The following is a 25,733-nucleotide window of genomic DNA, read 5'->3' on the forward strand; positions in this document are numbered from 1 at the left end:
GGCAAGAGTGGGTTTGAAGAACAGGTCTGCTCAGAAAAGAGTTATGCCTGAGCTAAACAAATACTCAGGAGATTATGCCATGATATGGGGTTAGCACTCGGTGCAGGCGCACATATGCAGGAGTTGCGCCGCACAAAGAGCGGTCCTTTTCGCGAGGATGAAATGATGGTCACACTTCAAGACCTCAAAGACACATATGTTGAGTGGAAGGCAAAAGAATAAGGTAACAAACAAATGAAATTAAAGGGATTAAACATGGAAAATGCAGAATTTAAACATTTGAATTTGTCAAAAGAAATTGAAATGGCGATTACTGATATGGGTTTTGAAGAGGCCACCCCGATCCAGATCCAGTCCATTCCCTATATGTTAGAAGGAAGAGATGTGATCGGACAGGCGCGAACAGGTACAGGGAAGACTGCAGCTTTCGGAATTGCAACTTTAGAGAGTATAGATCCGGAGAATAAGGGATTACAGGCTGTAATTTTATGTCCCACAAGAGAGCTGGCGATTCAGGTAGCAGCAGAAATAAAAAGTATTTCAAAATATAAAAAGGGCATTGAGATTTTACCCATTTACGGTGGACAGCCTATAGAGCGCCAGATTAAGGCGTTAAAAAAAGGTGTACAGATTATTATTGGCACTCCTGGCCGCGTCATGGATCATCTGGACCGCCGTACTTTGAAAATGGATGGCGTAAAAATAATCATACTGGATGAAGCGGATGAAATGCTGGACATGGGATTTAGAGAAGATATTGAAACTATCCTGAGGAAAATCCCAAAGCAAAGACAAACCCTTCTCTTCTCTGCAACTATGCCCAGGGCTATTTTAGATCTGACGAAAAAGTACCAGGATAACCCGCAATTGATAAAACTGGTACATAAGGAGATGACTGTTCCCGAAGTTGAACAATTTTATTTTGAAGTCAAACAGTCGGCAAAACCAGAGGCCCTGTCCCGTTTGATTGATCTTTACAATCTGAAATCATCGCTGGTGTTCTGCAATACAAAAAGACGTGTGGATGAACTGGTAGAAAACCTCAAGACAAGAGGATATCTGGCTGATGGACTGCATGGGGATATGGCGCAGAAGCAAAGAGAAAGCGTCATGTCCAGATTCAGAAGAAGGGAGATTGAAGTTCTAGTGGCGACCGATGTGGCAGCCAGGGGGCTCGATATAGGAGATATAGAGGCTGTGTTCAACTATGATATACCTGTGGATGATGAATATTATGTACACAGGATCGGAAGAACAGCCAGGGCAGGAAAAGCCGGGCGTGCATTTGCATTTGTGACAGGTAAGGAGGTATACAGGATAAGGCAGATACAGCAATTCACAAAGACCAAGATCATAGCCCAGAAAGTTCCTTCTATCAGTGACGTCGAAGAGATCAGGACAAACCTGCTTTTAGAAAAAATTAAAGGGACTGTTGATGCCGGGCACCTGGGAGAATACAGTAACCTGGTTGAAAAACTTATCCAGGAAGATTATACTTATATAGATGTGGCTGCTGCTCTGCTAAAGATGGTGATTGGTGAAGAAGGCAGGGAAGAGGTCAGGCAAAGAAAAGAGTGATATCTTCTTCTGGTTATAGTAACTAACAATAAATTGTAGTCTATACTACAAGTTCAGATTCCAGTAATCTTTTGTAGGGCGTCCATTAATTTATCAACACCGCAAAGCACGCAAAGTTGGCTATGAACTGGTTCATAGATAACAATAAAAAAGACGATCAACAACGAACTCAAAACGAACTTAAACGAACTCATCAGCACGAGTTCGTATCGAGTTCGTACCAGTTCGGTGTTTATATTAGCTGAACCACATCCGAGTCTAAGATTCGATATATATTGAACTTTTTCATACCAGAGCGCAAAGCGAGAGGCGATAATGTTCTTTGCGAACTTTGCGTCCTCTACGGTGAGATATCTATATTACACAAGCGGGTCGTTGGATAATGATTTTAGAACAAAATCTATAGGAGCGAGGGTGATTCTCTCGAAAACTACTTAAGTTCTGTATACATAAATGAATTTAGAATGACAAATGAAGTAGCAGGTGCAAAAGAACGATTTAATATTCCTAAGGAAGTAGGTAATAATTTGGTCATGGTCGATAGAAATTTATTGGAGAGTTTAATTGAGGAAATAGAAGATAAACTAGATGAATTAGAAGCAATTACAGATCCTGAATTCATGAAAGAGGTCAGCATGAGACTCAGTGATATCGAGAGTGGAAAGATCGCAGGGCTGGATGAGGATAAGATTATTAAACTTCTCAAAGGATGAATATGGTATGGGTATTAAAAGCTCATCCACGTTTTGAGAAAAATTTAGAGAAGTTAGGCAAAATCGATAAAGATCACCTGTCTGAACTGATTTTAAGAATAAAAGAGGACCCATATAGATTTAAACCTCTGAGAGGTTTGCCAGGATGTTTTCGTGTAAGATTCAGCAGCTTCAGGCTTGTCTATGCGCTCAAGGACGAAACGATATGGCTCTTAATCGTGGATAAACGCAAACGAGTCTATAGAGAACTGAGAAAAAGACTGAAATAGCTACATAGCTGCCTATTTCATGATATAATCATGAAGCTGAGGCTGATTCTTCCGGTATCAAACTCTTTGGCGAGGGATTCGAGGAGGGGGATTATTTCGATGAGGTTAATGGGTATTTGTTGGCGGCGGGTTTATCCAAGGGTTGGTTTTTAATAAAATATTAGAAAAGTTCATCTATATCAAAAGAAATATACAAGGGTTGTTAAAGCATAAGAGCCGAAATCAGTATATAAAAATTGTAAAAAGCCCACGCTGATTGATTGTATATATCAAAGATATGATATTCAAAAAGGTGTTTGGTGGTTACAAAACAGATGTACATAAAAACAGGTGTATGGTAACATGTTCATCAACCGTACAGATATAGTAATGAAACTTCCAAAAGAAGTGTTAAACTTTAATCAATACAAAGAAGTTTTTGAAACTATCAGAGCGCTAATAGGAAAAGGTGGTGATTCAGAGGAATTCTTGAGGCGCTTACGCATACTCCAATATTTTGAAGAGGGTCATTATGAGCAGAGGTATCATACAAAAAGACAAGTGGCTGAGGCCTTAGGCATCGATGAGATTCACCTAAGAGAGGCGTTTACTGATTTCCAGCATCATGATATACTTGTTACCAACTCAAGCGGTAGCGCTTATAGATTGCATGATAAAACAGCTATGTACCTTATGTACTTGAAAGGATTTTTTGTTGAGCAGAGAGCATCATCCTCTCCTAAAATACAATTTATCAGATTGGATAAGTTGGCCGATACCATTGGAATTCACGATAGTAGTCGAAAACTCCTTTATAGAGTATACTTTGATGCTTTAGACTCTATTCGAGAATTTAACGAAAAAACTCAAACAAAGGCTATTATAAAGAAGAAGGATGAACGCCTGGATTTCTTCTTAGAATTGCAGCCAAGAGTTCATGAAAAGTTGGCCGAGGATTTCGGTTATCACCAAGCAAACATTTTTTTCTTAAACCATATCGCCCTGGACAGTGCAACAGCTATATTAAAAAGCGGAATTGAAACTGCTAAACGCAGCGATTCAAGCAGTATTAAAAGAAATCTTGATCCATTGATAGTTGAAGATTATATAAAGCGTGTACCTTCAGATCTCATACTTGCCCTAGCTCGATTCCCCAATGAACCTGTTGGGATATCATCTGGTAAAGAGCAAGGAGCTGTTAATGCTTACTTACGGTTGTTCCAGGAGATCTCAGAGAAAACTGAACTAGAGGAGCTGCCACCTGCTAGAAGCGAAGAGATAGCCCTTTTGATAGGGGCAAAACCTCCACCGATACCTCCTAATGTTGAAGAGTTAGCTCTTGCTTTTTATAACAGCATTCAAAAATATCTTCCTACTAGTTTATTGTCCCTTATATCAGCATCGAGCTTAGAGGATGCATTATCGAAATGGTATTTCCTTGCTATTCTAGCAAAGAAAAATATGATCACTTTTAAGTCTGGAACTATAAAAGAGATTAAAGGAGAGCCTTATGCCTTTATTGAAGATATGGAGGTGGTACCATTATCGACCTAACTGATGCTGAGCGCGAAATAGTTTATCAAATGCTAACAACACCGCATCACAGTGCGAAAGCTTTGGATTTCAGGCGTAAAGGTCTTGACTTTGATATAAATAAAATAAGAATTGAGGAATTTTTTGGTGAATTGGGTTTTGATGTTAAAACAAGAACCTGGGGAGGCTCAGCAGATCATAGTATCACTGTAGTTCAAAGGCGAAGAGAGGGTAATGAAGCAACAGATTTTGGATTTACAGATCTTGAAAAAGTAATTTATGTAGTTTGTGTTATTTTGAAGGAGCAACAGGGAAGCCCCATCACAGAAGACTTAATTATAGAACATATAGCTCGAAAGAAAGATGAAGTTCATCGCCTTGTTATTAAAAATAAGGATATTGGCCCAACGTTAATCTGTTTAGAAGATCGCGGCATTCTCATAAAAACAGGAGATAGAGAGTATGATAAGGGATGGAACTGGGATGTTTTCTTTGAACCTAATATGATATTAGGTCTTTTGGAAAAATCTATTGAATACGACCAAAAATATCGACCTCAGATACAATCTAAGATATCAGAGTCAAACGAGGAGAATAATACTAATGAAACTATCAAGAGTTGAGATCGATAATTTTTATTCATATCGGTCTTATATAGTTAAAGTTCGTGATGGTCTATTCAATATATGGGGATTAAATGGTCAAGGTAAAACAAGTCTTCAATTAGCTATGAGATTAGGTCTTGGTTGGTCTCCAGCAACCAGTTCAGAGGGACCATTAGAAAATGCGATACATGAAGACGGAGAGCAATCTCGTATTACTCTCGTTTTCGATAACTCAGATAATGCCCTTAGGGGATACCCTGGAGAAGTTATTGTAGAAAGACGTATCATTCGAGGAGAATCAAAACCTCGAATGAAAATATCTAATATGAAGGGCGAATTGATTGCTATAAGACAATCAGAGATTCAAGAAAAATTTTCAAAATTTGGTTATGATCCAGATGATTCAGGCATTTTTATAGAGCAAGGGGATCTACGTTCATTTTATACAATACCCTTTTCTTCACTATTAGAAAGGTGCATAGGGCTAGCAGGTCTTAGAGAAGTTAATGAAAATGTAAAATTGACCGGAAGAGCTTTTAACCAAATTGAAAACACCAAAAAAGAGGGACAACAAAACATTTCAAATATGAAGAGTGAACTTGAACAATATAGGCGGGGTCATGATGTTCATTCGGAGTTCTGCAAGTTTGATGAAGAGTTAAAAAAGATTGAGTTAGAGAATAGAGCTATTCGATATCATAAAAAACGAGTTGAAAGCTTGTTGGCTCAAGAAGATCTGCAAAATAAAAAAGAAATCCTTGAGATACATAAGAACGACTTGGAATTAAGCAAAAAAATAGTTAATGATGCTCAAAATAAGATAGAAGAATTCACAAGAGAACTAAATAAACTTGAAGAACAAAAAAAGAATATACTGAATATATTAAATCCGATATCTTATAAAAATTATCAGAAAGAAGGGAAAGTAAAGGAATTAGAAGATCTAATTCCCCGACTTAAGGATCAAAATATTCCATCTACCGAAAAGGCCAAGGCACAATTTGATAAGACTAAACAAGAATTATTAGTGGTTTATTCAAATCTTAAAAAGAAACAAGAAGAACTTCAATTAATAAAAACTCAATTAGACGATATAGAATCTGGTCTTACTTTGCATATTGTACCACACAACCAAAAGATTTTAAAGCAACGGCTGGTTAATGCCGGAATTCAAACAGAGTTTCTAGTTGATTGTTTGGAGATTAAAAGAGGAACTGAAGAATTTAGAGAGAAGTTAGAAGTTCTCCTCGATCCTTTTAAGTTTTATCTGGTTATTGAAAAAAAGGATCTGCAAAAAGCGATAGAAATTCTTAAGGATGAAGCAGAAGTTAGCGTAATTGTACCTGATGACTGGAATTCCTCAGATAATACTGGTGAATCCGCTAAAGACTATTTAGTAATTAAGGAAGGGGCTCCAAAAAAACTTAGAGATTTTCTAACTTATTTTATTTTGAACCATGATAGCGGATATGGCCCTAAAGATAGAGCTTTTCTTGAGACTTCAATTAGGTTTCATCGCATTCATTTAAATATCAATCCTAAAAATAAGAATCCAAGCATTGGAAAAGAAGGACAAAGAGCCTCTCGCGAATTAGCAGAGAAGCAAAAAAATAATTTGGAAATTAATATAAATAATTTTAACACACAGATTAAGCAACTAGAGCGAGAATTAGAGAATGCTAAAGAAATTATTGACTTGGCGGAAAAGAAGCCCTTTATAGATAATTATGAGAAGGATTTAGAGATTCTTAAAAAAGAAATCCACGACTTAAGTAGAGAACAAGAGAATATATTTTCGAATAATGAAGCTCTTAGAGAAAGAATTATTGAGTTAAACCTGAAGATACGGCAAGAAAACCAACGAATAATTGAGAAAGATTTGCCCACTGCTGAATCTAGGGTCATCAATTGTGAAAGGCATTATCAGGACGCAAAAATAAGATTTGATGATTTGAAGAGAGAAACTGAATTTCTTCAAAAAGACTGTGAACCAGAATATATAGAAAGCTTTGATGGGTTTAATGACGATAGATTAACCAAAGAATTAAGGAAGAAAGATACTCGAACAAAAGAGATAAAGAATTCTATAGAGAGGTTAGAAAAAGAATTTACTAGGGAACGAGCAGAGGCAGATTTTCGTTTATTTGAAAACCTGATATCTCTAATTGAAGAGAAAAGAATTGCCTTAATGAAGCAACAGGAACAGGCTAACCAGCTAAGGGCTGAGTGGGTTAAGGCCCAAGAATCATATAAAGCAATGACAACCCATATTTTCAATCAGGCAAATCTAATCTTTCATGAGCTTTATAAAAAACAAGATAAAGATCTAGATGGAAATATAACCCCAAACTTTAATGTAACGCCTCCCGAGCTTGATGTCAGAATAAAAACTGGGAAAAGAAAAATAATGGTTCCTATTAACGAAAAAATAGGTGGACCAAGTGGAGGAGAACGGTTGGCGGCTATTGTAAATCTGATAGTTAGTATTCTCAAAGCCAGAAATCAACTTGCTAAGAGAGAGCCAGATCTTTATCAACCTCAACCTTTTATTTGCATAGATGAACCACAACAGGACATGGATGATCCTGCATTTAGAAATGCAATATTAAACTTTAAAGAGGTAATGGAAGATACTCAAATCCTAATTTTGACCCATAAACCCTTACCAGATCCAGAGCTTTGGCAGTTATGGGTTTTTCTTGATCCTGAGAGGGGTACAATTGGTAAATCACATCGAGGAGAAATCCATAAATTAGTTGATAGAAATGTCTCGTAAATATATATGTTCATGCGGCGCACCTCAAATTCTAGATAAACCGCTCACTTTACCTCGTTCTGAAAACAAAATAGGATTAAGACATGAATTTGAAGAGGTATTTAATGTCTGGAAATGCGAGTTTTGTGGAAAAAAAGAGAATATCCTGATCAGGGCTACTCGTCAGAGTAGAGGGATTAACCCACCCCCAAAATCTATCGTGAACCAATACGCACCAGCCTTAGTAAAAATACCAAAAAACCATGACCATATCAGGGCCAGAACTTTTATCAAAATCTTGGAGAAACATTTTCCAGAAAGACCTTCAAATGAGATACTGGAAGATATGCTTCTTGAAGGTGTTATTCAAGTTGATTACACTATGAGGAATGCAAATCGAGACTCATTTACTCCTATGCGTGTTCGCCTTGATCCAATATTTGAGAATGAGATTCAAGAGATTCTTGATAAGTACAGAGGGATAGAATCTGTTGATGAAAAAGTAAAACGAGTTAAAGGGATACTTTCAACCGTTGATTATGAGCAGATCAATAATCCTCAGAGCGAGAGAATTCTATCAATACTCAAAATACAAGAGAATATCCTATTGAAAGGAGAAATACCATATTTTGATTGCGGATCTAAAAAATGTATAGTTAAAAAAGATAACGACCGATACGAGATACTTCTAAAAATATTGCTAGCACTACTAGAAAGCGTTAGAAAGGAAGCCATTACAGTCTCATCGGATTTTTATCACTCACTAAACTTAGATGGTACTAATATATCAGATTATAGATCAGATATAGAATCTATTTTAGGTGCAAAATTAATCTTTTTTGGTATATTGAGGAATATTGAACCGCTCTATATCCCTCCTAGTAAAATTCCTACCGAAGTATATACACAAATTGAGCGCTTTGAGATAGATTTACGCAGTTTTATTAAACTCGATTTAATAAATTATTATTCCTCTATTGAAGTGATAGTTTTTAAAGCACTAAAAACCATTTTTTACGATAATGAATGGAAACAAATTAGCAAAAAAATGATAAAAAGTCTAGAATCTGATTATGATAGATCTAAAAATCCCATCATCAAAAATGCTATAGACATTGCAACAAAGTCTCAGCAATATGATCAATTTCTATTTGATAGATTTTTTGAGGCAATGGTAATGAAAGACCTTATTAAGATAATTGAGCAGGAATGGGATATTATTTTCTCGAAATCTTTTAATTATATACATAGGGATGATATTTTAGCAAAATTAAAGATAATAAAAGAGGATAGAAACATCAAATCTCATCCACAAAGCCGAATACCAACTACCTTTAAAACATTAACTTATATCTTTGAACTTAAAGACTTCATATATATGGGCGCGCCAACATACAATGGAAAGATTTAGCTTGCTCTCCACAATATTAATACTGCTAACAGGATGGCCCGGAATTATCACATCGTTAGCCATCTCTGTCGCAGGAATCCGCAGGAAAAATCCGGCCTGGTTAATAGCAGGTGCCATACTCGCCGTACCTTTCTCCTGGTATCTCAGCCAGACTCCGCTCTTTAAGCACGTAGGGCTTCTCCTGCCGTTGTTTCAACTTGGGGCTGCGGTGGCGGTGCATAAGCGTGTTACGTGGCTGGCATGGCTGCTACTGATGCCCTTCGCAGGCATTGCCGGATGGTTGGGGATGGTTGTACTCATGCAATAGGCAAAATGTATTTAATATGTGAAACAAAAGAATGGTAAGAGCTAATGGATCACGACATTATAAAGTACCTGAGAGATCATAATCCCACTGTAAGGCTTTTAAGACTGGATAACGCGCCTCTTATCATTAGTTTTTTATTTCAGGAATTTAAAAAGAATAACAGAATTGTCATTTCAAATACCCAGCTTATAACAGGCCTTTCAGACTATTTATATAATTTAAAACAAAGTTATGGAGAAGATGCTTACCCTGGTACAGCACAGAATTATCTTGACAAATGGTCAAATGATGGGTTTTTGAGAAAATATTATACCCCTAATAGTGATGAGCCGGTATTTGAACTCACACCTGCAACAGAGAAAGCTTTAGACTGGATAAAAGATCTAGATAAAAAAGAATTCGTAGGCACAGAATCGAGATTGCTTAAAATCTTTGATATCCTCAAAGAAATTGTTTACAAAAGCTCTGATGATCCTGATATAAGGCTGGAGGAACTGGAGAGGCAAAAACAGGACATCGAAAGAGAGATTGAAAAAATTCAATCTGGTAATATTGATAGACTAAATGAGACACAGATTAAAGAGCGTTTCTTTGATTTCCATGATACTGCGCGCAAGTTGCTATCTGATTTCAGGCAAATTGAATACAATTTCCGTGAGCTTGACAGGTCTGTCAGGGAAAAACAGGTAAACAGTAACCTGAAAAAAGGAAAATTATTAGAAGATATTTTTAAAGTTCAGGATTTGATCTGGGATACTGATCAGGGACGAAGTTTCAAAGCTTTCTGGGAGTTTTTGATGTCCCGCCATAAACAGGATGAACTGAGTGAACTGATTGAAGCAGTGGTTAATTTGCCTGAGATCCAAAAGGTAAAACAGGATGATTTTATAGAACGAATTAAAGTAAATTTAATAGATGCAGGAGACAAGGTAAACAAAACCAACCATCACCTGATTGAGCAGCTTAGAAAATATTTAGATGATAGAACTTATCTTGAAAATAAACGCATTGTAGAGATCATTGTGGGAATTAAATCGCTTGCAATTCAAGTAAAAGACAATCCTCCAAAGAATAGGGATTTCTTGTTACTTGATGATCGTCCCGGGATTGAACTCATAATGGAACGCCCTCTGTTCAATGTTCGTAAGAATACCGAGATTAAGAATATAGAATTTGAAGAAGGCTATGCTGGTTCTATTGATACAGATGCACTGTATAAACAACTCTATATTGATCAGGAAGAATTAAAAATTAAAATACGAGAAATGCTTAAATTCAATTCCCAGGTAACATTGAAGCAGATAACAGAAATTTATCCCGTAGAAAAAGGTTTATCTGAAATTATTACTTATTTAAATATCGCTTCTAAAGATAAAAAATCCTTTATTGATGATACGGTTATAGAAAAAATAACTATATCAAATAAAGAAACAAACAAATATTTTGAAATACAAGTACCTCAAGTTATATTTTGCAAATGACAGAGAATAATATGATACCTCCCTATGCTCCTGTAATCATAAAACTCCTGCAGGGAGTAATATATAATGATGATAAAGAACCCTGGGATAATCTGGTCAGCTATCAGGTGCAGATAAAAGAATATTTTGAACTGATCGGGATCGATGTTCATATATATGAATCAGAAGGGTTTGCTTTTTTGAAACAGAAACAATTTGATGAGGGACAGGAGATTAACTTACCCAATCTTATTGAGAAACGGCAATTGAGCTACCCTGTAACCCTGCTCTGTGTCCTGCTGGTTGAAAAATTAGTCGAATTTGATGTTACAGGAGGAGATTCTACAAGATTGATAGTTGATAAAGAAGAGCTCAAAGAAATGCTGAGGATATTTCTGCCTGAGCGGACAAATGAAGCAAAGCTCTTTGACAACATTGATGCGCACATTAATAAATTAGTGGATTACGGGTTTTTGAGGAAACTCAATAATGCTGAGAGCAAATACGAAGTGAAACGGATTTTAAAAGCCAAAATTCCGGCAGATACACTCCAGGAGATAAAAAACAGATTGGAGGAATATGCAAAATCTATTGCTTGATCTCGCAGCCGATAATACCCGGACCGGATTTCGCCTGCAGCGCCTGGAAGTGTTGAACTGGGGAACTTTTAACCAGAAGATATGGAGAATTGAGCCCTGCGGTTACAACTCTTTGCTTACAGGCGACATCGGCTCAGGAAAATCAACATTAGTGGACGCTATTATTACTCTGTTAGTTCCCTATCAAAAAATTGTTTACAACAAAGCTGCAGGAGCGGAAAGTAAAGAAAGAACACTTCTCTCATATGTTCGGGGCGAGTATAAAAATCAAAAAAATGAATTGGACAATTCCTCCAAACCTGTTTTTTTAAGGGATGAAAGTGATTATTCAGTTCTACTGGCCTGTTTTTATAATGAAGGATACGGTCAAAAAATTACATTAGCACAGGTTTTCTGGAACAGAAATGAAAAAATAGAGAAGTTTTTTGTATTATCAGGGCAGGATTTAAATATTATAGAGCATTTCAAAATTAAAAATCAAGAAAAAGATATTTTTCCACTTAAAAAGCGGTTAAAGAATTTTCCTGATACTGAAGTTTTTGAAAATTTCAGCGATTACAGTTCTAAATTTCGCAATATTTTTGGTATCAAATCTGAAAAGGCACTTGAATTGTTTTATCAAACGGTCTCAATGAAATCGGTCGGTAACCTGACCGAGTTCGTGCAAAACCACATGCTTGAAAAATCCGATGTAAAAGAAAAAATAGATGAATTAAAAAGAAACTACGAAAATCTCAGAAAATCATACGAAGCAGTCCAAAAAGCCAGAAGGCAGTTGCAGCAACTGCAACCTTTAGTACAGGAAATAGATGAATTTGAAAAAACAAGCATTGAGATTCAGGAATTACAGAATTGTTTGGGTTCGCTGCCAGTATACTTTGCTATTCAAAAAGCCAGACTTTTACAAAACGAGATTAAATCTCTCAATGAAGAACTGGGAATAATTAACAATCAGATCGAAGAGATCAGAATTGATCTTCTGCGATTGAGAAATAAGGAATCAGAAGTAAAAGTATCTATTGATAATAATAAAGAAGGTCAGCGGCTAAAAGAAATTGAAGACGAGATCAAAAGATTTGAAGAGATCAAGCAGGCCAAATTAAATAAGGAGAATCAATACTCGAAACTATCAGAATTATTAGGATTTCCAAAAGCAACAGATGATAGAGTATTCTATCAATCATTTCATAAGGCAATCAATATCCAGGAAGAAATAAAGGGTGAAGTATCAGAGCTGATTGAAAACAGAGATAATTTAAAAATCCATCTGAATAAGATCAATGAAACTTACAACTCTGATAGAGTAGAATTAGAATCATTAAAGCAAAGAGAGACCCAGATCCCTGAAACAAATCTAAAAATTCGTGAATTGATTCTACGAGACCTGGTACTGGATGAGGATGAATTACCTTTTATTGGTGAACTCCTGAAAGTAAAAGATAAAGAAAAATTGTGGGAAGGTGCTATTGAAAGGGTTCTGCATAATTTCGGATTAAGTGTGCTTGTAGCTGAGGAGCATTACAGGCGAGTAAGTAGTTATGTAGATAAAACAAATCTAAAAGGACGATTAGTATATTTCAAGGTTCCTGAATCTATCAAATATCGTACACAAAAAGAAATTTTAGAAAATTCCCTGCTCAACAAAATCGAGATTAAATCAGATACGCCATTTTACGACTGGCTTGAGAATGAATTAACAGAAGGCTTTGATTATAATTGCTGTGAGACCATTGAACAATTTCAAAGGGAATCAAAAGCTATTACCCGGAATGGACAGATCAAGGGCGGGAAAGCCAGACATGAAAAAGATGACCGCAGGAGTATTTTTGATCGGAAACATTACATTCTGGGCTGGAGCAACCATGAAAAAATAAAGGCAATTGAAAAAGAGGTATTAAATCTTGAAAACCAAATAAAAGATGTTAAGACAAAAATAAAATCAATTGAAAGTCAGCAAAAACAACTGCAGACGAAAGGATTTAACCTGCACGATTTCATAAAATTTAAAGATTATGCTGAAATAAACTGGCAAAAAGAAGCTGTTGAGATTGAAAGACTAAAAAAGGAAAAAGAAGAATTAGAAAAAAGCTCAGATCAACTGCAGTCCTTAAAAAAGCAACTGGAAACGACTCAAAAAGAAATTAATGATAAGGATAACCAGCAGGGCTTAAAGCAAAGGGATAAGGGGAAAATTGAAACCACTATTACGAACTATGAGGAACAGTTAAAAGATTGTAATCAGATCTCAGATAAATTATCAATCGAGGAACAAGAAACTTTCTTCCCAGGAATTCAAGATTTCTTGCAGGAAAAAGATTTTAAAATTAAAACAATAGACAAATTACAGAATGAAACAAGGAAAAGTATTGAAGATATAAAGGAAGATAAAAACAAAACAGAGAAAAGATTGCGTGATGGCATTATTTCCAAAATGCAAAAATACAAAAATGAGTATATAGAAGAGACCGTTGAAGTAGATGCATCCATAGAGGCTATCCCTGAGTTTCGGCAGTTTCTGAGAAAAATAGAAGAAGAAGACCTGCCCAGGCACGAGAAAAAATTTAAGAATTTACTCAATGAAGGCACCATCAACGACATTGCTATTTTCAAGAATCAGTTAGAGAGTTTTGCAAAAGATATTATAGATAAAATAAAACAAATTAATAAATCACTGATAGAAATAGAATATAATCCTGGAACATATATTGAATTACTGGCAGATAAAGTTCAGGATATAGATATTAGAGAATTTCAGATCCAGTTGCGTAATTGCCTGGAAAATACCTTTGGTGAAACAAACCTTTATAATGAAGAAAAATTCAACCAGGTAAAATTAATTCTGGATAGATTCAATAGCGGTAGTCATGTTGATATTAACTGGACTAATAAAGTGACAGATGTTAGGAACTGGTTTACTTTTACTGCAAGTGAAAAATGGTTAGAGGATAAATCAGAAAAAGAATTTTATAGTGATTCATCAGGTAAATCAGGAGGGCAAAAAGAAAAATTAGCTTATACGATTTTAGCCTCTGCGCTGGCTTATCAGTTCGGTTTAGAATGGAACCGGACAAAATCAAGGTCTTTTCGGTTTGTGGTCATTGATGAGGCTTTTGGTCGGGGCTCTGATGAGAGCACCCGTTATGGCCTTGAGCTTTTCAAGAAATTAAATCTGCAGTTACTTATCATAACTCCCTTGCAAAAAATCAATATAATAGAGAACTACATCCGTTCAGTTCATTTTGTTTTAAATGAGAACGGTAATAATTCACTTGTTAAGAACTTGACCATTCAAGAATATCAGAGAGATAAGGAAAAATACATGAACCGAACTGAATCTCAACAATGATAACGCCTGAAGAAATAAAAAAGCAAGCTGAACGCTGGTACAAAGATTTTTTGATTGCTTCCATTAATGGGGAAAGTTTTTTCCCGAAAGAGATTCGATTTGGCAGGATCAGATCATCTGAGACGCTTGAAAGTTTTTCAAAGATCAATCAGGAGATTCAAAATTTAAAAAAAAAATCGAAGGAACAATCAGGCTATGGCTATCTTATAGAGTTTATCAAAAGAAAAGACCAGAAAATCGGTGAGCAGTTGTTCCCCGACAGGATTTATTTTGAAGATGAAAGTGATTACCTTAAATTTATCAAAAAAGAAAAGGAATACCAGGAATTTAAACGTGCCGTAGATCAGATCACTAACACTGTTCCAGAGCTTCATGAATGGATTTTGCTAAACCCTTTAAAAATTATTGATCATCTTGGAAAATGGACAGATTTGATAAAAGTATGCAAATTCTTCATAACCAACCCACGGCCCAATCTCTATATCAGAGAACTACCGTTAGAACTTCATACTAAATTTATAGAAGAAAATAAAGCCATAATAAGGCATCTTTTAGATTTTCTTATTGACGAATATATCAACAAAGAAGAAGTTGAATTTGAGAGAAGATTTAACCTAAAATACAGTGAGCCTTTAATAAGGTTAAGGATTTTAGATGAAGAGATTGCGAAAGAGTATTTTAGCGGATTGACCGATTTAAGCATTCTTCAATCTGATTTTAATATCCTTAATATTAGCTGTAAGAAGATTTTTATTCTTGAAAATAAGACCAATTTCTCAAATATTTTTAACTTTCTTACGTTGCCCCTCTTAAAAGATTCCATGGCTATTTTTGGAAAAGGATTCCAGCTCAATTTGTTAAAAGAAGCAAGATGGCTGAGTGATAAACAGATAATCTACTGGGGCGATATAGATACCCATGGTTTTCAGATTCTCTCACAACTTCGATCATATTTTCCAAAAACTCAGTCTTTGATGATGGATTTTGAAACGTTTAATGAGTTTAAACAATTCGCTGTAACTGGAACTGAAACAAATATCAATCAACTTATAAATTTAACAGCAGAAGAAAATCAGCTTTTTGAATACCTGCTAGATCTAAAGGAAAAAAATCGTTTAGAGCAGGAAAAAATCAATCATTCATTTGCTTTGAGAAAAATAGAGAAACTGATAGTTTCAAGATCTGGTCTCTAAATATGCAGTATCACATGGCGTATTTGTTCTTCCACTGTTCTTTGAGTACACCCACTTCATTAAAGGCATTATGGCCTTCCGCAGCGCTTCCCCATCCTCTGTTAGCGAGTATTCGACCCTGGGTGGTATCTCTGCATAGGCTTCCCTTTTAATCAGCCCGGCCTCTTCAAGCTCCTTCAGCCTATCCGAAAGTACCTTGGAGTTGATCTCTCCCAGAGTATCTCTTATCTCACTGTATCTTATTCTCTGGTAGTTTCCAACGGCGTTAATTATAAGCAGCGCCCATTTTTTGCTGATGATATCCATCACTCATATGCCTTGTCAGAGCAAATGAATACGGTATCAAGACCACGCCAACAATCGTAGTGGACGGCAAAATCGCAATAGAAGGTAAGCCGACCCTTGAGGAAGTTAAAAAGGTTCTGGGCCTGTAGATCCATGGCCCGCCTGTTTATTACGCCAGGTAAGTTCTCAGAGTACGAAATACCTATCTGCATTAAAACTAATTAATATTAAGATGATATCAGGTATAGAGAAGTTCTACTGCAAATCAAGGCTCCATGCATACATCTGGAAATGGATGGCAAATAAGATCTTCTCTGATTTCGTACCGTATTTTCCGCTATCACCTTTAATACTTGAGATAGGTACAGGTCAGGGACTCGGGGCTATTTTTCTGGCCGAGAGATTGAAAGATTCAAGTTTTATCGCCATCGATAATGAGCATGACATGGTCAAGGCAGCGATCCAGAATGTTAAAAAAAAGGATCTTCAGGAGAGGATAAGAGTAGAGTGGGGTGATGCTCTTGCTCTGAATTTCCCTGATAAAAGTTTTGATGCTGTAGTCTCAATAACCGTACTCCATCACGTACCGCACTATGAAAAGGCGCTCATTGAGGCTGCCCGTGTATTAAAGCCTGAGGGAGTATTCATGATAGTAGATTTTGATTTTAAAGCAAGCATTTTTCCACGGTTTGAGATTCTAATCGGACGCCCTGCAAGTATATTTACATGGAATGAGATGTCCGGGGCTTTACAAAAAGCCGGGTTTGAGACACAGAAGGTAAATTTCTACGGCATGGGTATGTTCGCTTCAGCCTCTTTGAAGTCCTTGCGGTGATGCACTCCTGTCATTATGCAAACATCCCTTTTGGTGGCTCAGATCTCTTTCCTTTCGTTTCCTCAAGTGCCTGTTCAATATGGTCTTCTGTTACCTTGCTGCCTGAAAGTATGGCTTTATGAAGTGCGTTCTTAAGCAGTTTTTCAACCAGATCGCGTCCAGAGAAACCTGATGTATGTTTGGCGATTGTATCAAGGTTAACATCTTTTTCAAGTTTTACCGGGAACTTGCGTGTATAAGATTTCAATATCTCATACCGCTCCTGCACTGTCGGAAGGGTAAATTCAATTTCTTCCTCAAAACGGCTGCGTACTGCCGGATCAAGGGCATAGAGCATATTCGTTGCTGCAATAGTGCATATTCCATCGCGCTCATCTATCCCATCCATCTCGGTCAGGAGCGCATTGACGATCTCAGCCACATCGCCCCTTATCTCCTGGTAGCTGCGGTTAAGTGCGATAGCATCAAATTCATCAATGAAGATTATGCACGGAGAGAGCTCTTCTGCTTTCTCATAGAGCTGGTGTATCTGGCGTGCCCCGTCACCCACGAATTCCCCGATGAGTTTCGTGGCTTTTATTGCCAGCAGCGGGACATCTACCGAATTTGCAAGTGCTTTTGCTATCATTGTTTTTCCTGTTCCTGCCGGCCCATAGAATAGAATATTCTTGGGTGCCCAGCCTCCAAATTTGAGGGGATTGGAGAGGAACCGCTCTATAATTCTACATTTCTGTTTGGCCTTGTCCTGTCCTATGACCTGTTTAAAGGTGACCGTACTTTTTATTTCAGGAACAAAGAAATCTGCATCATAATCCTCGACCACGAATCTGGTATCCTTCCCTATCTCGGAGTTCTCAGGATCAACATCTATAACCTTAAAGGCAAAATCCGGGAACATTCTGCGGTCAAACAGGTAATCGCCCTTTTTAACTATAAACCCGCTCCACTGCTCCCGTGCATAGAACTCAAAAACATCCAGCTCTGCAGGTTCAGGATACTCATGGAACATACCTTTTAATGGGTATCCAGCAGGCTTTACCACTACTGTTTTTGCCCCATTTTCTTTTGCTCCGGGACTGTATTTATTACCTTTCTTACTGCTCACTCTCTGTTTTGATCTCATTAAACCAATTAACGTTAACTATCTATTAAATCTTATCCTTGATTCCTGTTTTTTAAAAATTCTTTTATACCTGTACCTGTATTCATAAGAAGTTTAAATGCCATCTCCTGCGTGGGCCATGAACCAAGCCCGCAGTCAGGACCTGCATACTTTATCCGCTCACCAAAGGTATCATAGATCTTATCAAGTCTAATCGCTATGGTTTTTGGTGTCTCCATAACTGTTACTATCTCTTCAAGCTTTGTGGGTTCTTTCCAGACATTAGTGCCGTACTTTTCGTTCAGCGCAGCAGCCATGTTGAAGATATCAGTACGAGAAACCCCGACTCTCAGGAATTTATCGTAGTCCTCAAGATCTTTTTTATCAATAAGATCAAGATACGATGGGTTTGCAGCAGATTCAACGCCAATTATACTGATAGAAGGAACCCTGCATATGAGTTTATAATGAAGCGGTGAATGGAGATGGATCTCGGTGTCTATGTTATGAGAAGCTGCTGTCTTTGCTGCCTTCTCCAGGGCTTCTATCAGATCGCTATCACTGAACATGAGCTGTGGATTTATCCCTATGCTTGGCTCATCGATCGATACAGTGGCTATCTGAAGATGCCTTGCACTGTCTATTGAGTTTCTGATAAAGCGGTCTATGCTGGTTGCAAAAGCGTTCAGGATATCCTTGTATGCTGTGCCCCCGAACTGCTTCAGGTACAGTTCCACAGGCCCGGTGACGCATACCCTTATATTTAATTTCCTGCCGTTTTTCTTATAATACTCTGCTCCGATCTCTTCTATAGCCTCAAGCTCCATTATTCTTGCTTTTTCTTTGCGGACAAGCAGAGGCTCTTCTGTGTTTGCCTCGTCATTGATTATCCCCAGGAACTGCTGGTTCATATCCTGGAACTGGGGATACGTTGGTATATCCACTCCTGCTTCAATCTTCTGACGCATTGCATCCCTGAGAATCTTAGTTATCCGGGGATCATTACTTTTTATAGCAAAAGATATCTGATCTCTGCTTATATCCTCTGGCAGCGGGTAACTCCCGATATCATCGAACAATATCATGTTGCTCTTGATTATTCTATGCGGGCTTATACCTATTGAAACATAATGGGATAGCGCGGATTCGAACCGCGGTCTAAGCGTCCCAAACGCTCAAGGATGGACCAGGCTACCCTACTATCCCGTGGGCGTCCTAATAATAGCCTTATAAGATAAAATCTTTACTATTGTGTCAAGTCAACTTTTGCACGAAAGAACTTCCATCTCTTACTCTGTTCTTTGTATCTATTCAGTTTGTGCTTCCTGAGGATTTGCCTCTTAGGAAACAATTATTAAACAAAAAGACATTTGAGCCCAAAATCCGGGATTACAATGATACAGATAAAACCTCACGGCGGAAAGTTAATCAGTAGGACATTAACAGAACAGAAACAAAAAAATATCATCGAGCAGGCTTCTGAATATCAGAGCGTTCCAATAAGTGCTGATCTGATGAAGGATGTCGAGAACATCGCAAGCGGCCTGTTCAGCCCTCTTGAAGGTTTTAACTGCCAGGAGGACTATGAGAGTATTCTCTACAATAAACGCCTCTCGGATGGTCTTCCATGGACTATCCCGATTGTGCTCGATGTTGAGAATAACGATATAAAAGAAGGGGACGACATTCTCCTTAGAAACAATGACCATCTTGTGGCAGTGATGCATGTCGAAGAAAGATACGGTTTTGATAAGAGGGCTCATGCCGAGCAGGTATTCGGGACAAACGACGACGCACATCCAGGCGTTGCAAAGACATACTCAATGAAGGACACACTGCTTGGCGGAAAGATAGACCTCATTAATGAATCAAAAACCCCTTATTATAAGTATGCCCTGAAACCAGAAGAGACAAGGAGCCTGTTCAAAGAGAAAGGATGGGAAAGAGTCGTCGGGTTCCAGACAAGGAATGTTGCACACCTTGGCCATGAGTATCTGCAAAAATCCGCACTCTCAGTGGTGGATGGACTTTTCATAAACCCTGTTATAGGCAAGAAAAAGAGGGGCGACTTCAGGGACGAGGTGATCCTTGAGAGCTACGAGGTGCTTATCGATAATTACTATCCCAGGGACAGGGTTGTGCTTGGCATCTTCCAGACCGAGATGCGCTATGCAGGCCCGAGGGAAGCGATATTCCATGCGATCGTGAGAAAGAACTACGGATGCACACATTTTATTATTGGAAGAGACCATGCGGGCGTAGGGACATTTTATCATCCATTTGCTGCGCAGGAGATATTCAAGGAATTCCCTGATATAGGAATCGAGCCCATGTTCTTCATGTCGTTTTTCCACTGCAACAAATGCGGCGGGATAACCAATGACAAGGTATGCCCGCATAACGACAGGATCGATTTCAGCGGCACAAAGATGAGGCAGATGATTGAGAGCGGAAAGCGGCCGCCAGCGGATTCGATGCGTCCTGAGGTTGCTGATGTGATACTCAAGTCAGGCAAGCCCTTTGTGGAATAGGGCGCTGGTATTAATACCCTGAATCCCATTGTTACTTAATGGGGATCATATATGCAGAGGTTTGTACAGAGGCTTCCGCCGCACCAGCGTATAGCAAAGGATTTTCCTGTCCTTCATTACGGGCGGGTGCCTGAATTCGATAGGAGAACATGGGATTTTAGGGTTGAAGGGCTGGTTGAAAAACCTATCCGGCTGACATACGATGAGTTCCTGGCACTGGATCGAACGGCAGTAACGAGCGATCTTCACTGCGTCACAGGATGGAGCAAGCTTGATCTAGGATGGGAAGGGGTGCTTTTCAGGGATCTGGCAAAGATAGTAAAACCCAGAAGCAGCGCAAAATTTGTTACAATAGAGGCTGAGAACGAATATACCACAAGCCTGCCTCTTTCAGATCTTATGGAGCCTGATGTGATTTTTGCCTATAATCTTGATGGAAAGCCGCTTGAGCCCGTTCACGGCGGGCCGCTTCGTATTGTCGTTCCGAAAAAATACGGTTATAAGAGCGCAAAATGGGTAAGAGGGGTAATATTCACAGAAGAGCAGGAACTTGGTTTCTGGGAAAAGAAAGGGTACAGCTACAGTGCAGACCCGTGGAAGGAGGAGCGGTATTCGTACTGACAGTAGCACTCCAAATCAGATAGCAGTAAGATAGGCGTGCTTTGTCTCAGGAGCAGAGAAATGGAACAGAAGTCAATAATTATAATTGGAGCTGGAATAGCCGGTCTTTCTTCGGGCTGCTATGGCGAGATGAACGGCTACCGAACTAAAATATTTGAGCTCCACAATAAACCCGGCGGAGTATGCACCGCATGGAAGCGCAAGGGCTATATTTTTGATTTCTGCATACATAATTTGGGTGGCTCTGGAAAAAGCTCAAGGTTCCACCGCATCTGGGAAGAACTGGGCCCCGCGCACGATCTGCCCATGATGCATTACGAAGAGTTCGTACGGATTGAGCGGTCTGATGGCAGGGCATTCAATGTTTTCACGGATATTGATAGGTTAGAACAGCACATGAAAGAACTCGCTCCCGGCGATGCCTCTGTAATAAATAAGTTTACACGGGCAGTGCGTTTGTTCACCCATTTCGATATGTGGGAACTCCAAATGGGTGGGATCAGGGCAGCCATCAGGATGCTTCCCATGGTCTGGGCCCTGTTCAGGTGGCGTGGAATCACATTGCAGGACTTTGCCGCTCGCTTCTCTGACCCCTTTCTGCGCCAGGCGTTCCCCTTCATTCATTACGACAGTCCTGAGATTCCAGTGATTTTGACATTCTACTTTCTGGCAGGGATGCACAAACATGACCTGGGATGGCCCCGCGGCGGCTCGTTAGCGTTCTCGCGAGCTATAGAAAAGCGTTACCTTGATCTGGGTGGGGAGATTTACTATAAATCGCGCGTGGAGAAGATCCTGGTTGAGAATAACAGGGCCGTGGGCATCCGTCTGGCAGACGGAACAGAGCATCGTGCCGACATTGTCGTCTCATCTGCTGATGGACACACGACAATCTTCGACATGCTGGAAGGCAAATATGTGAATGATCAGATTCTCAGTTACTACTCTGCTGCGCCCGCCAGCCAGCCATTTGCTCTCCATGTTTTCCTGGGAGTCGCTCGCGACTTCTCCCGAGAACCTCATGCCATTGTCCTCCTGCTTGACCAGTCAGTAACCATTGCCGGGAAAGTTCGGGAGAGGCTTGATGTGGAACTTTTTAACTTTGACCCGAGCATGGCTCCGGATGGCAAATCTGTGATCAAGGTACCGTTTGATTCAAGTTATGCATTTTGGAAGGGCCTCTATGATAGATACGAAGATTATCAGGCTGAAAAAGACCGTGTTGCTAGCGCAGTGATAAACTTGCTGGAGAAGCGTTTCCCTGGCATAAAGGAACAAATCGAGGTAGTCGACGTAGCCACACCCGTGACGATAGAGCGCTATATGGGAACCTGGCAAGGACTCCAGGTCTGGTGGCCAACTGAGAAAGCGGGAGCGGTGATGCGCAAGGGATTGAGCAGAACACTCCCTGGACTGGGGAACTTTTACATGGCCGGACAATGGGCTGAGGCAATGGTCGGTTTGTCATCAGCCGCTGAATCGGGCCGTAACCTGATTAAAACCCTCTGCAAGAGGGATAAGAAGCCGTTTTTAACAAAGATTCCAGGAACATAATTTTATATGTCTCTTATAATGCCCGTCCAGGTGATTCTGCCTTAATTCTCGATCCGCCCGGAGGCAGGAACATGGCTATCTTATCAGGTGATGCAATCGACTTAATAAGCTTTTTATCCTCGAATCTGTCGCTCAGAATTCTATAGATCTTCTTTGAGAGATCGTTCTGGTTAAACTCTCCTGGCTCTATCTCGATAACAGATTGTGTCCTGCTCCTGACCGCGCTCACAGGCCCGCCTATCAGTCTTTTATCCTCATTGAGCTCAAGACCCAGCGCTACTTCCAGCATAACATCCTTGTAATAGTTGCGTTTTCCCCTGATCATGAATGCCCCTTTTGCCAGGTATTCACCCGGCTCCGGTGTATTTGAGACCTGCTCAGGGAACACCCGGTAGCAGTCCCCGCTCACCTGTCCTGATTTCCATATACCTGAATAAGATACTGTGAACTGTGCCGCCTCCAGGAGCGTGGTCTCAGGGACTTCATTACCTTCCGTCTTTATTATAACAGCAGGAGAACCTGATACATGGGTATGGAAGAATATATCCCTCTTCTCAAGATATTTCTTCACAATATCCTCGTTGCTCTGGGCATCCCGGCCGCCGATGACAAGGAACCCATCTGATGAGATAAACCACCTGAACTGCTCATACCATCTCTGCCTGGGTTTCTGTTTCTGTATCTTTTTACCTATCTCTGGAGCCCCTTCTTTTTCAGATAGTTTCTTTGTCTCCTCTATTGCAATAAGTGCACCTTTTATCTTTGAGGATAATTTTTTTGCTTTATCGTAGTATACCTGTGAGTTCTGGTGTACTGAGAGCTTTATATCCAGTTCGACATTTTCATTATCAAGGTTTACAGTTATGGTCCCATTGCTCGCATTAATGGATCTTATTGCCCTGGCCTCAGGCATATCAGACTCTTTTAATATGTTCCTGATATCATCCCATGAATAGTCCCGATCTCTTGCACTATTAATTGCTTTTAATATCCCCTCACACATCTGGTAGTGCGCATATATCAACTCGCCCTTCTCAATGAGTCGCTTCTCATCATCCTGGAACTTCTTTAGTGCTTGTATCTGTTTTTGTAAGCGGTATTCAAACGGTCCGAGCCTCTCATCCTTTTTTCCTTCTCCTTCTTTTGCTTCCTCGCCCTTTTTTTCAGCGGTCTTCTTGCCAAAATATTCATCCAGCGCCTCATTAAAAGTATCAAAATACTTTTTCTCATCGCTCTCATACTGTGAGAGCGGAAACGGCAGGACGTCTGTGGCTTTCCCGTCTTTTAATACTGTATGAGGTCTAAGACCGTCGTTCAATGGCACAAAGACCTCCTGTATGGCACCCATGATCGAGGTCACATCAACATCGCTCAACCGGGCTGCAGGGGTATTCTTATCAATACCAGCATGAAGGCAGATCTCCTCAGCATACTGTCCCCCTATGTTCATGCGTGTTGCCAGGGTTCTGACAATATCGGTCTGGGACTGTGAGAACATATCTTTTAGCTCATCCAGCGTGACTGTGACAGGACTGATCTGCGCCTGTGGAAGCTCGTATACCTCACCCCGTATCACCTTCCTGTCCTTGAAACTGATGGATTTTAGCGGAAGGATTATTCGCCTCCGGGCATCCAGCAGGATAATATTGCCTTTTGAAAATAGCTCGATAAGAAGGATTGTCTTATCCTCACCGCGCTGCATATTGATCTCGATGATGCGGTCAAAATCATACTGTGATATATCGGTAATACGACCGCCACTTAAGTATTTCCGAAGCAGCATGGGAAAAGACTGGGGGAACTTTGGGGCAGTCCTTGGATATTTTGTCAGGTGCAGCCGCCTGCCTGCCTCGATAACAAGATTTGTCCTGCCTTCTTTGAAGATCTGGAGCCCTATCCTGATCTCATCGGGTGAGTGCTGGTATATCTTTGCAATTTTTGCATCGTAAAGGCGCGGATGGAGTTCCTTGATGATTGCGGCAACATCCACGCTTGATATTTCTTGTTTCATAGAATTAAATATGCCCTATCAAACGTTCTTAAATAACTTAAGACTTGGCATCCTCCTGCAGTAAGACCAGGGGCAAATGTAATATTAATCTCTCTTGGAGAAGTAGCGGAAATTAGTAAGCTCCTGAGGGAGTGATCTTTTATGGGCGCAAGTTTCCAGCATGCTGTACCACTCATATACGAACAATACAAGACCGATAAGCGCCAGCATTTCAAGGGTTTTAAGATATACACCAGGTATGGTTACTTCATCGGGAAACCCATGGATAATGAAAAATATACTGAAAGAGAACACATAAATACAATTTCTTGTGAAAAAAGAATCACTAAAAAAGGGTTTTATTTTCAATTCGTTCTTATCAATATCTTTCCACAGGAACCATATCTGGATGCATAGGAAAATGAGAATTAGATAGAGAGCAAATATAAGTGATTCCATATAAATACTAAACGTATTTATATAATTGTAGTTAATATATTCGTCCAATTTCTCAGTTCTCCTATCCGTTCTGAAGCTTATCTAATAAGCTCTTCTTTAATAAGTCTTTCGACATATAAATTAACTCTGGAAATGAGTATATTTTCATCCCATACATAACTGGTTATGAGGCAGACGATAGGACACGGATTGCACGGATGACACGTATGACACGGATACGTTATGAGGAGGAGGCGCTGGTGTAGCTTGTAAAGAATGAAGTTGGGGAGAGTAGGTGCCAGAAAGGATTAAAATATACGAAATCATCAGGTTGCAGTTTAGCCTGAATTAATCATGAAGCTACCAGTAGTCTCAGGCAAAGAGACTATAAAAGCATTGACAAAAGCTGGTTTTGTTGTTATCAGGCAACGGGGAAGTCATGTGAGATTAGAAAAAATATCGGATGACGATATTATAAAGGTCACGGTTCCATTGCATAGTCCTCTAAAGAGTGGAACACTTATCAGAATAATTAAAGATGCTGGTTTAAGCATCGAACAATTTGTTGAGGATTTTGATTAACTTTGTTTTCTCACCCAGATAAATGCAATGATGGCATTTTTTCTGAC

The 25,733-nt window shown here is 39.2% G+C and carries 23 protein-coding genes, 1 tRNA gene and 1 pseudogene; 19 read left to right on the forward strand and 6 right to left on the reverse strand.

Features of this window, described 5'->3' with window-relative positions:
* Positions 1-63: 63 nt before the first annotated feature.
* The 13 genes and pseudogenes from ANME2D_RS17320 to ANME2D_RS06870 form a co-directional block, all read left to right on the forward strand.
* A pseudogene (locus ANME2D_RS17320) lies at positions 64-210 on the forward strand (RNA-guided pseudouridylation complex pseudouridine synthase subunit Cbf5); the annotation flags it as partial.
* Between the two features lie 93 nt (positions 211-303).
* Positions 304-1,578 (forward strand): DEAD/DEAH box helicase, encoded by a 1,275-nt coding sequence (locus ANME2D_RS06815; RefSeq protein WP_241763325.1) that lies wholly within the window; start codon positions 304-306, stop codon positions 1,576-1,578.
* Positions 1,579-2,042: 464 nt separating this feature from the next.
* Positions 2,043-2,291 carry a hypothetical protein gene (locus tag ANME2D_RS06820; RefSeq protein ID WP_048090045.1) on the forward strand — a complete coding sequence of 83 codons (249 nt, stop codon included), beginning with the start codon at positions 2,043-2,045 and terminating at the stop codon, positions 2,289-2,291.
* Positions 2,292-2,293: 2 nt separating this feature from the next.
* Positions 2,294-2,560 (forward strand): type II toxin-antitoxin system RelE family toxin, encoded by a 267-nt coding sequence (locus tag ANME2D_RS06825; RefSeq protein ID WP_157833998.1) that lies wholly within the window; start codon positions 2,294-2,296, stop codon positions 2,558-2,560.
* A 369-nt stretch (positions 2,561-2,929) separates the two neighbouring features.
* The gene (locus tag ANME2D_RS06830; RefSeq protein ID WP_157833999.1) at positions 2,930-4,093 is read left to right on the forward strand and encodes a hypothetical protein; all 1,164 of its coding nucleotides are present in this window, start codon (positions 2,930-2,932) and stop codon (positions 4,091-4,093) included.
* 29 nt (positions 4,094-4,122) lie between these two features.
* Positions 4,123-4,695, forward strand: a complete 573-nt coding sequence (locus tag ANME2D_RS06835; protein WP_048090048.1) for a hypothetical protein — start codon at positions 4,123-4,125, stop codon at positions 4,693-4,695.
* Positions 4,676-7,453 (forward strand): AAA family ATPase, encoded by a 2,778-nt coding sequence (locus tag ANME2D_RS06840; RefSeq protein WP_048090049.1) that lies wholly within the window; start codon positions 4,676-4,678, stop codon positions 7,451-7,453. The genes ANME2D_RS06835 and ANME2D_RS06840 overlap by 20 nt, the downstream gene beginning before the upstream one ends.
* Entirely contained in the window at positions 7,434-8,843 is a 1,410-nt protein-coding gene (locus tag ANME2D_RS06845; protein ID WP_157834000.1) for a hypothetical protein, read from the forward strand. Before ANME2D_RS06840 ends, ANME2D_RS06845 begins: the two co-directional genes overlap by 20 nt.
* Positions 8,830-9,150, forward strand: coding sequence for a hypothetical protein (locus ANME2D_RS06850; RefSeq protein WP_048090051.1), 321 nt, complete (start codon positions 8,830-8,832; stop codon positions 9,148-9,150). The genes ANME2D_RS06845 and ANME2D_RS06850 overlap by 14 nt, the downstream gene beginning before the upstream one ends.
* Positions 9,151-9,194: 44 nt before the next feature.
* Entirely contained in the window at positions 9,195-10,631 is a 1,437-nt protein-coding gene (locus tag ANME2D_RS06855) for a DUF3375 domain-containing protein (protein WP_048090052.1), read from the forward strand.
* Positions 10,628-11,209 carry a DUF4194 domain-containing protein gene (locus tag ANME2D_RS06860; RefSeq protein ID WP_048090053.1) on the forward strand — a complete coding sequence of 194 codons (582 nt, stop codon included), beginning with the start codon at positions 10,628-10,630 and terminating at the stop codon, positions 11,207-11,209. Before ANME2D_RS06855 ends, ANME2D_RS06860 begins: the two co-directional genes overlap by 4 nt.
* On the forward strand, positions 11,190-14,555 hold the full coding sequence (locus tag ANME2D_RS06865; RefSeq protein ID WP_048090054.1) for an ATP-binding protein: 3,366 nt from the start codon (positions 11,190-11,192) through the stop codon (positions 14,553-14,555). The genes ANME2D_RS06860 and ANME2D_RS06865 overlap by 20 nt, the downstream gene beginning before the upstream one ends.
* Entirely contained in the window at positions 14,552-15,748 is a 1,197-nt protein-coding gene (locus tag ANME2D_RS06870) for a Wadjet anti-phage system protein JetD domain-containing protein (protein ID WP_048090055.1), read from the forward strand. Before ANME2D_RS06865 ends, ANME2D_RS06870 begins: the two co-directional genes overlap by 4 nt.
* On the opposite strand, the gene ANME2D_RS06875 is transcribed toward ANME2D_RS06870, so the two are convergent.
* Entirely contained in the window at positions 15,731-16,054 is a 324-nt protein-coding gene (locus ANME2D_RS06875; protein ID WP_048090056.1) for a winged helix-turn-helix transcriptional regulator, read from the reverse strand. The two genes, ANME2D_RS06870 and ANME2D_RS06875, sit on opposite strands and share 18 nt — an antisense overlap.
* Positions 16,055-16,089: 35 nt before the next feature.
* On the opposite strand from ANME2D_RS06875, the gene ANME2D_RS19000 reads away from it, so the two are divergent.
* A complete protein-coding gene (locus tag ANME2D_RS19000) occupies positions 16,090-16,182 on the forward strand; it encodes a hypothetical protein (RefSeq protein WP_394295697.1) in 93 nt (30 codons plus the stop codon).
* A gap of 83 nt (positions 16,183-16,265) precedes the next feature.
* Entirely contained in the window at positions 16,266-16,868 is a 603-nt protein-coding gene (locus tag ANME2D_RS16815; RefSeq protein ID WP_052368636.1) for a class I SAM-dependent methyltransferase, read from the forward strand.
* 13 nt (positions 16,869-16,881) lie between these two features.
* Here the strand turns inward: ANME2D_RS16815 and ANME2D_RS06885 are convergent, their stop codons facing one another.
* From ANME2D_RS06885 to ANME2D_RS06895, 3 genes are all read right to left on the reverse strand, one after another.
* Entirely contained in the window at positions 16,882-17,991 is a 1,110-nt protein-coding gene (locus ANME2D_RS06885; protein ID WP_048090057.1) for an AAA family ATPase, read from the reverse strand.
* 32 nt (positions 17,992-18,023) lie between these two features.
* Complete coding sequence (locus ANME2D_RS06890) at positions 18,024-19,055, reverse strand: methionine synthase (protein ID WP_048090533.1); 1,032 nt, start codon at positions 19,053-19,055, stop codon at positions 18,024-18,026.
* Between the two features lie 46 nt (positions 19,056-19,101).
* Positions 19,102-19,176, reverse strand: a tRNA-Pro gene (locus ANME2D_RS06895).
* 188 nt (positions 19,177-19,364) lie between these two features.
* Here ANME2D_RS06895 and sat point away from each other — a divergent pair.
* Genes sat through ANME2D_RS06910 form a run of 3 tightly spaced genes read left to right on the forward strand, consistent with a single transcriptional unit; the run spans position 19,365 to position 22,676 of the window.
* Positions 19,365-20,501 (forward strand): sulfate adenylyltransferase, encoded by a 1,137-nt coding sequence (sat, locus tag ANME2D_RS06900; protein WP_048090058.1) that lies wholly within the window; start codon positions 19,365-19,367, stop codon positions 20,499-20,501.
* A gap of 51 nt (positions 20,502-20,552) precedes the next feature.
* Positions 20,553-21,122, forward strand: a complete 570-nt coding sequence (locus ANME2D_RS06905) for a sulfite oxidase-like oxidoreductase (RefSeq protein ID WP_048090059.1) — start codon at positions 20,553-20,555, stop codon at positions 21,120-21,122.
* Positions 21,123-21,182: 60 nt separating this feature from the next.
* Complete coding sequence (locus tag ANME2D_RS06910) at positions 21,183-22,676, forward strand: phytoene desaturase family protein (protein WP_048090060.1); 1,494 nt, start codon at positions 21,183-21,185, stop codon at positions 22,674-22,676.
* 13 nt (positions 22,677-22,689) lie between these two features.
* Here the strand turns inward: ANME2D_RS06910 and rqcH are convergent, their stop codons facing one another.
* Both rqcH and ANME2D_RS06920 read right to left on the reverse strand, forming a co-directional pair.
* Positions 22,690-24,687, reverse strand: coding sequence for a ribosome rescue protein RqcH (rqcH, locus tag ANME2D_RS06915; RefSeq protein ID WP_048090061.1), 1,998 nt, complete (start codon positions 24,685-24,687; stop codon positions 22,690-22,692).
* A gap of 84 nt (positions 24,688-24,771) precedes the next feature.
* Positions 24,772-25,125 (reverse strand): hypothetical protein, encoded by a 354-nt coding sequence (locus ANME2D_RS06920; protein ID WP_157834001.1) that lies wholly within the window; start codon positions 25,123-25,125, stop codon positions 24,772-24,774.
* A gap of 333 nt (positions 25,126-25,458) precedes the next feature.
* On the opposite strand from ANME2D_RS06920, the gene ANME2D_RS06925 reads away from it, so the two are divergent.
* Complete coding sequence (locus ANME2D_RS06925; protein WP_241763326.1) at positions 25,459-25,686, forward strand: type II toxin-antitoxin system HicA family toxin; 228 nt, start codon at positions 25,459-25,461, stop codon at positions 25,684-25,686.
* Positions 25,687-25,733 lie beyond the last annotated feature (47 nt).

Origin of the sequence: Candidatus Methanoperedens nitratireducens, assembly GCF_000685155.1 — an archaeon.
In the GTDB taxonomy this organism is placed as follows: domain Archaea; phylum Halobacteriota; class Methanosarcinia; order Methanosarcinales; family Methanoperedenaceae; genus Methanoperedens; species Methanoperedens nitratireducens.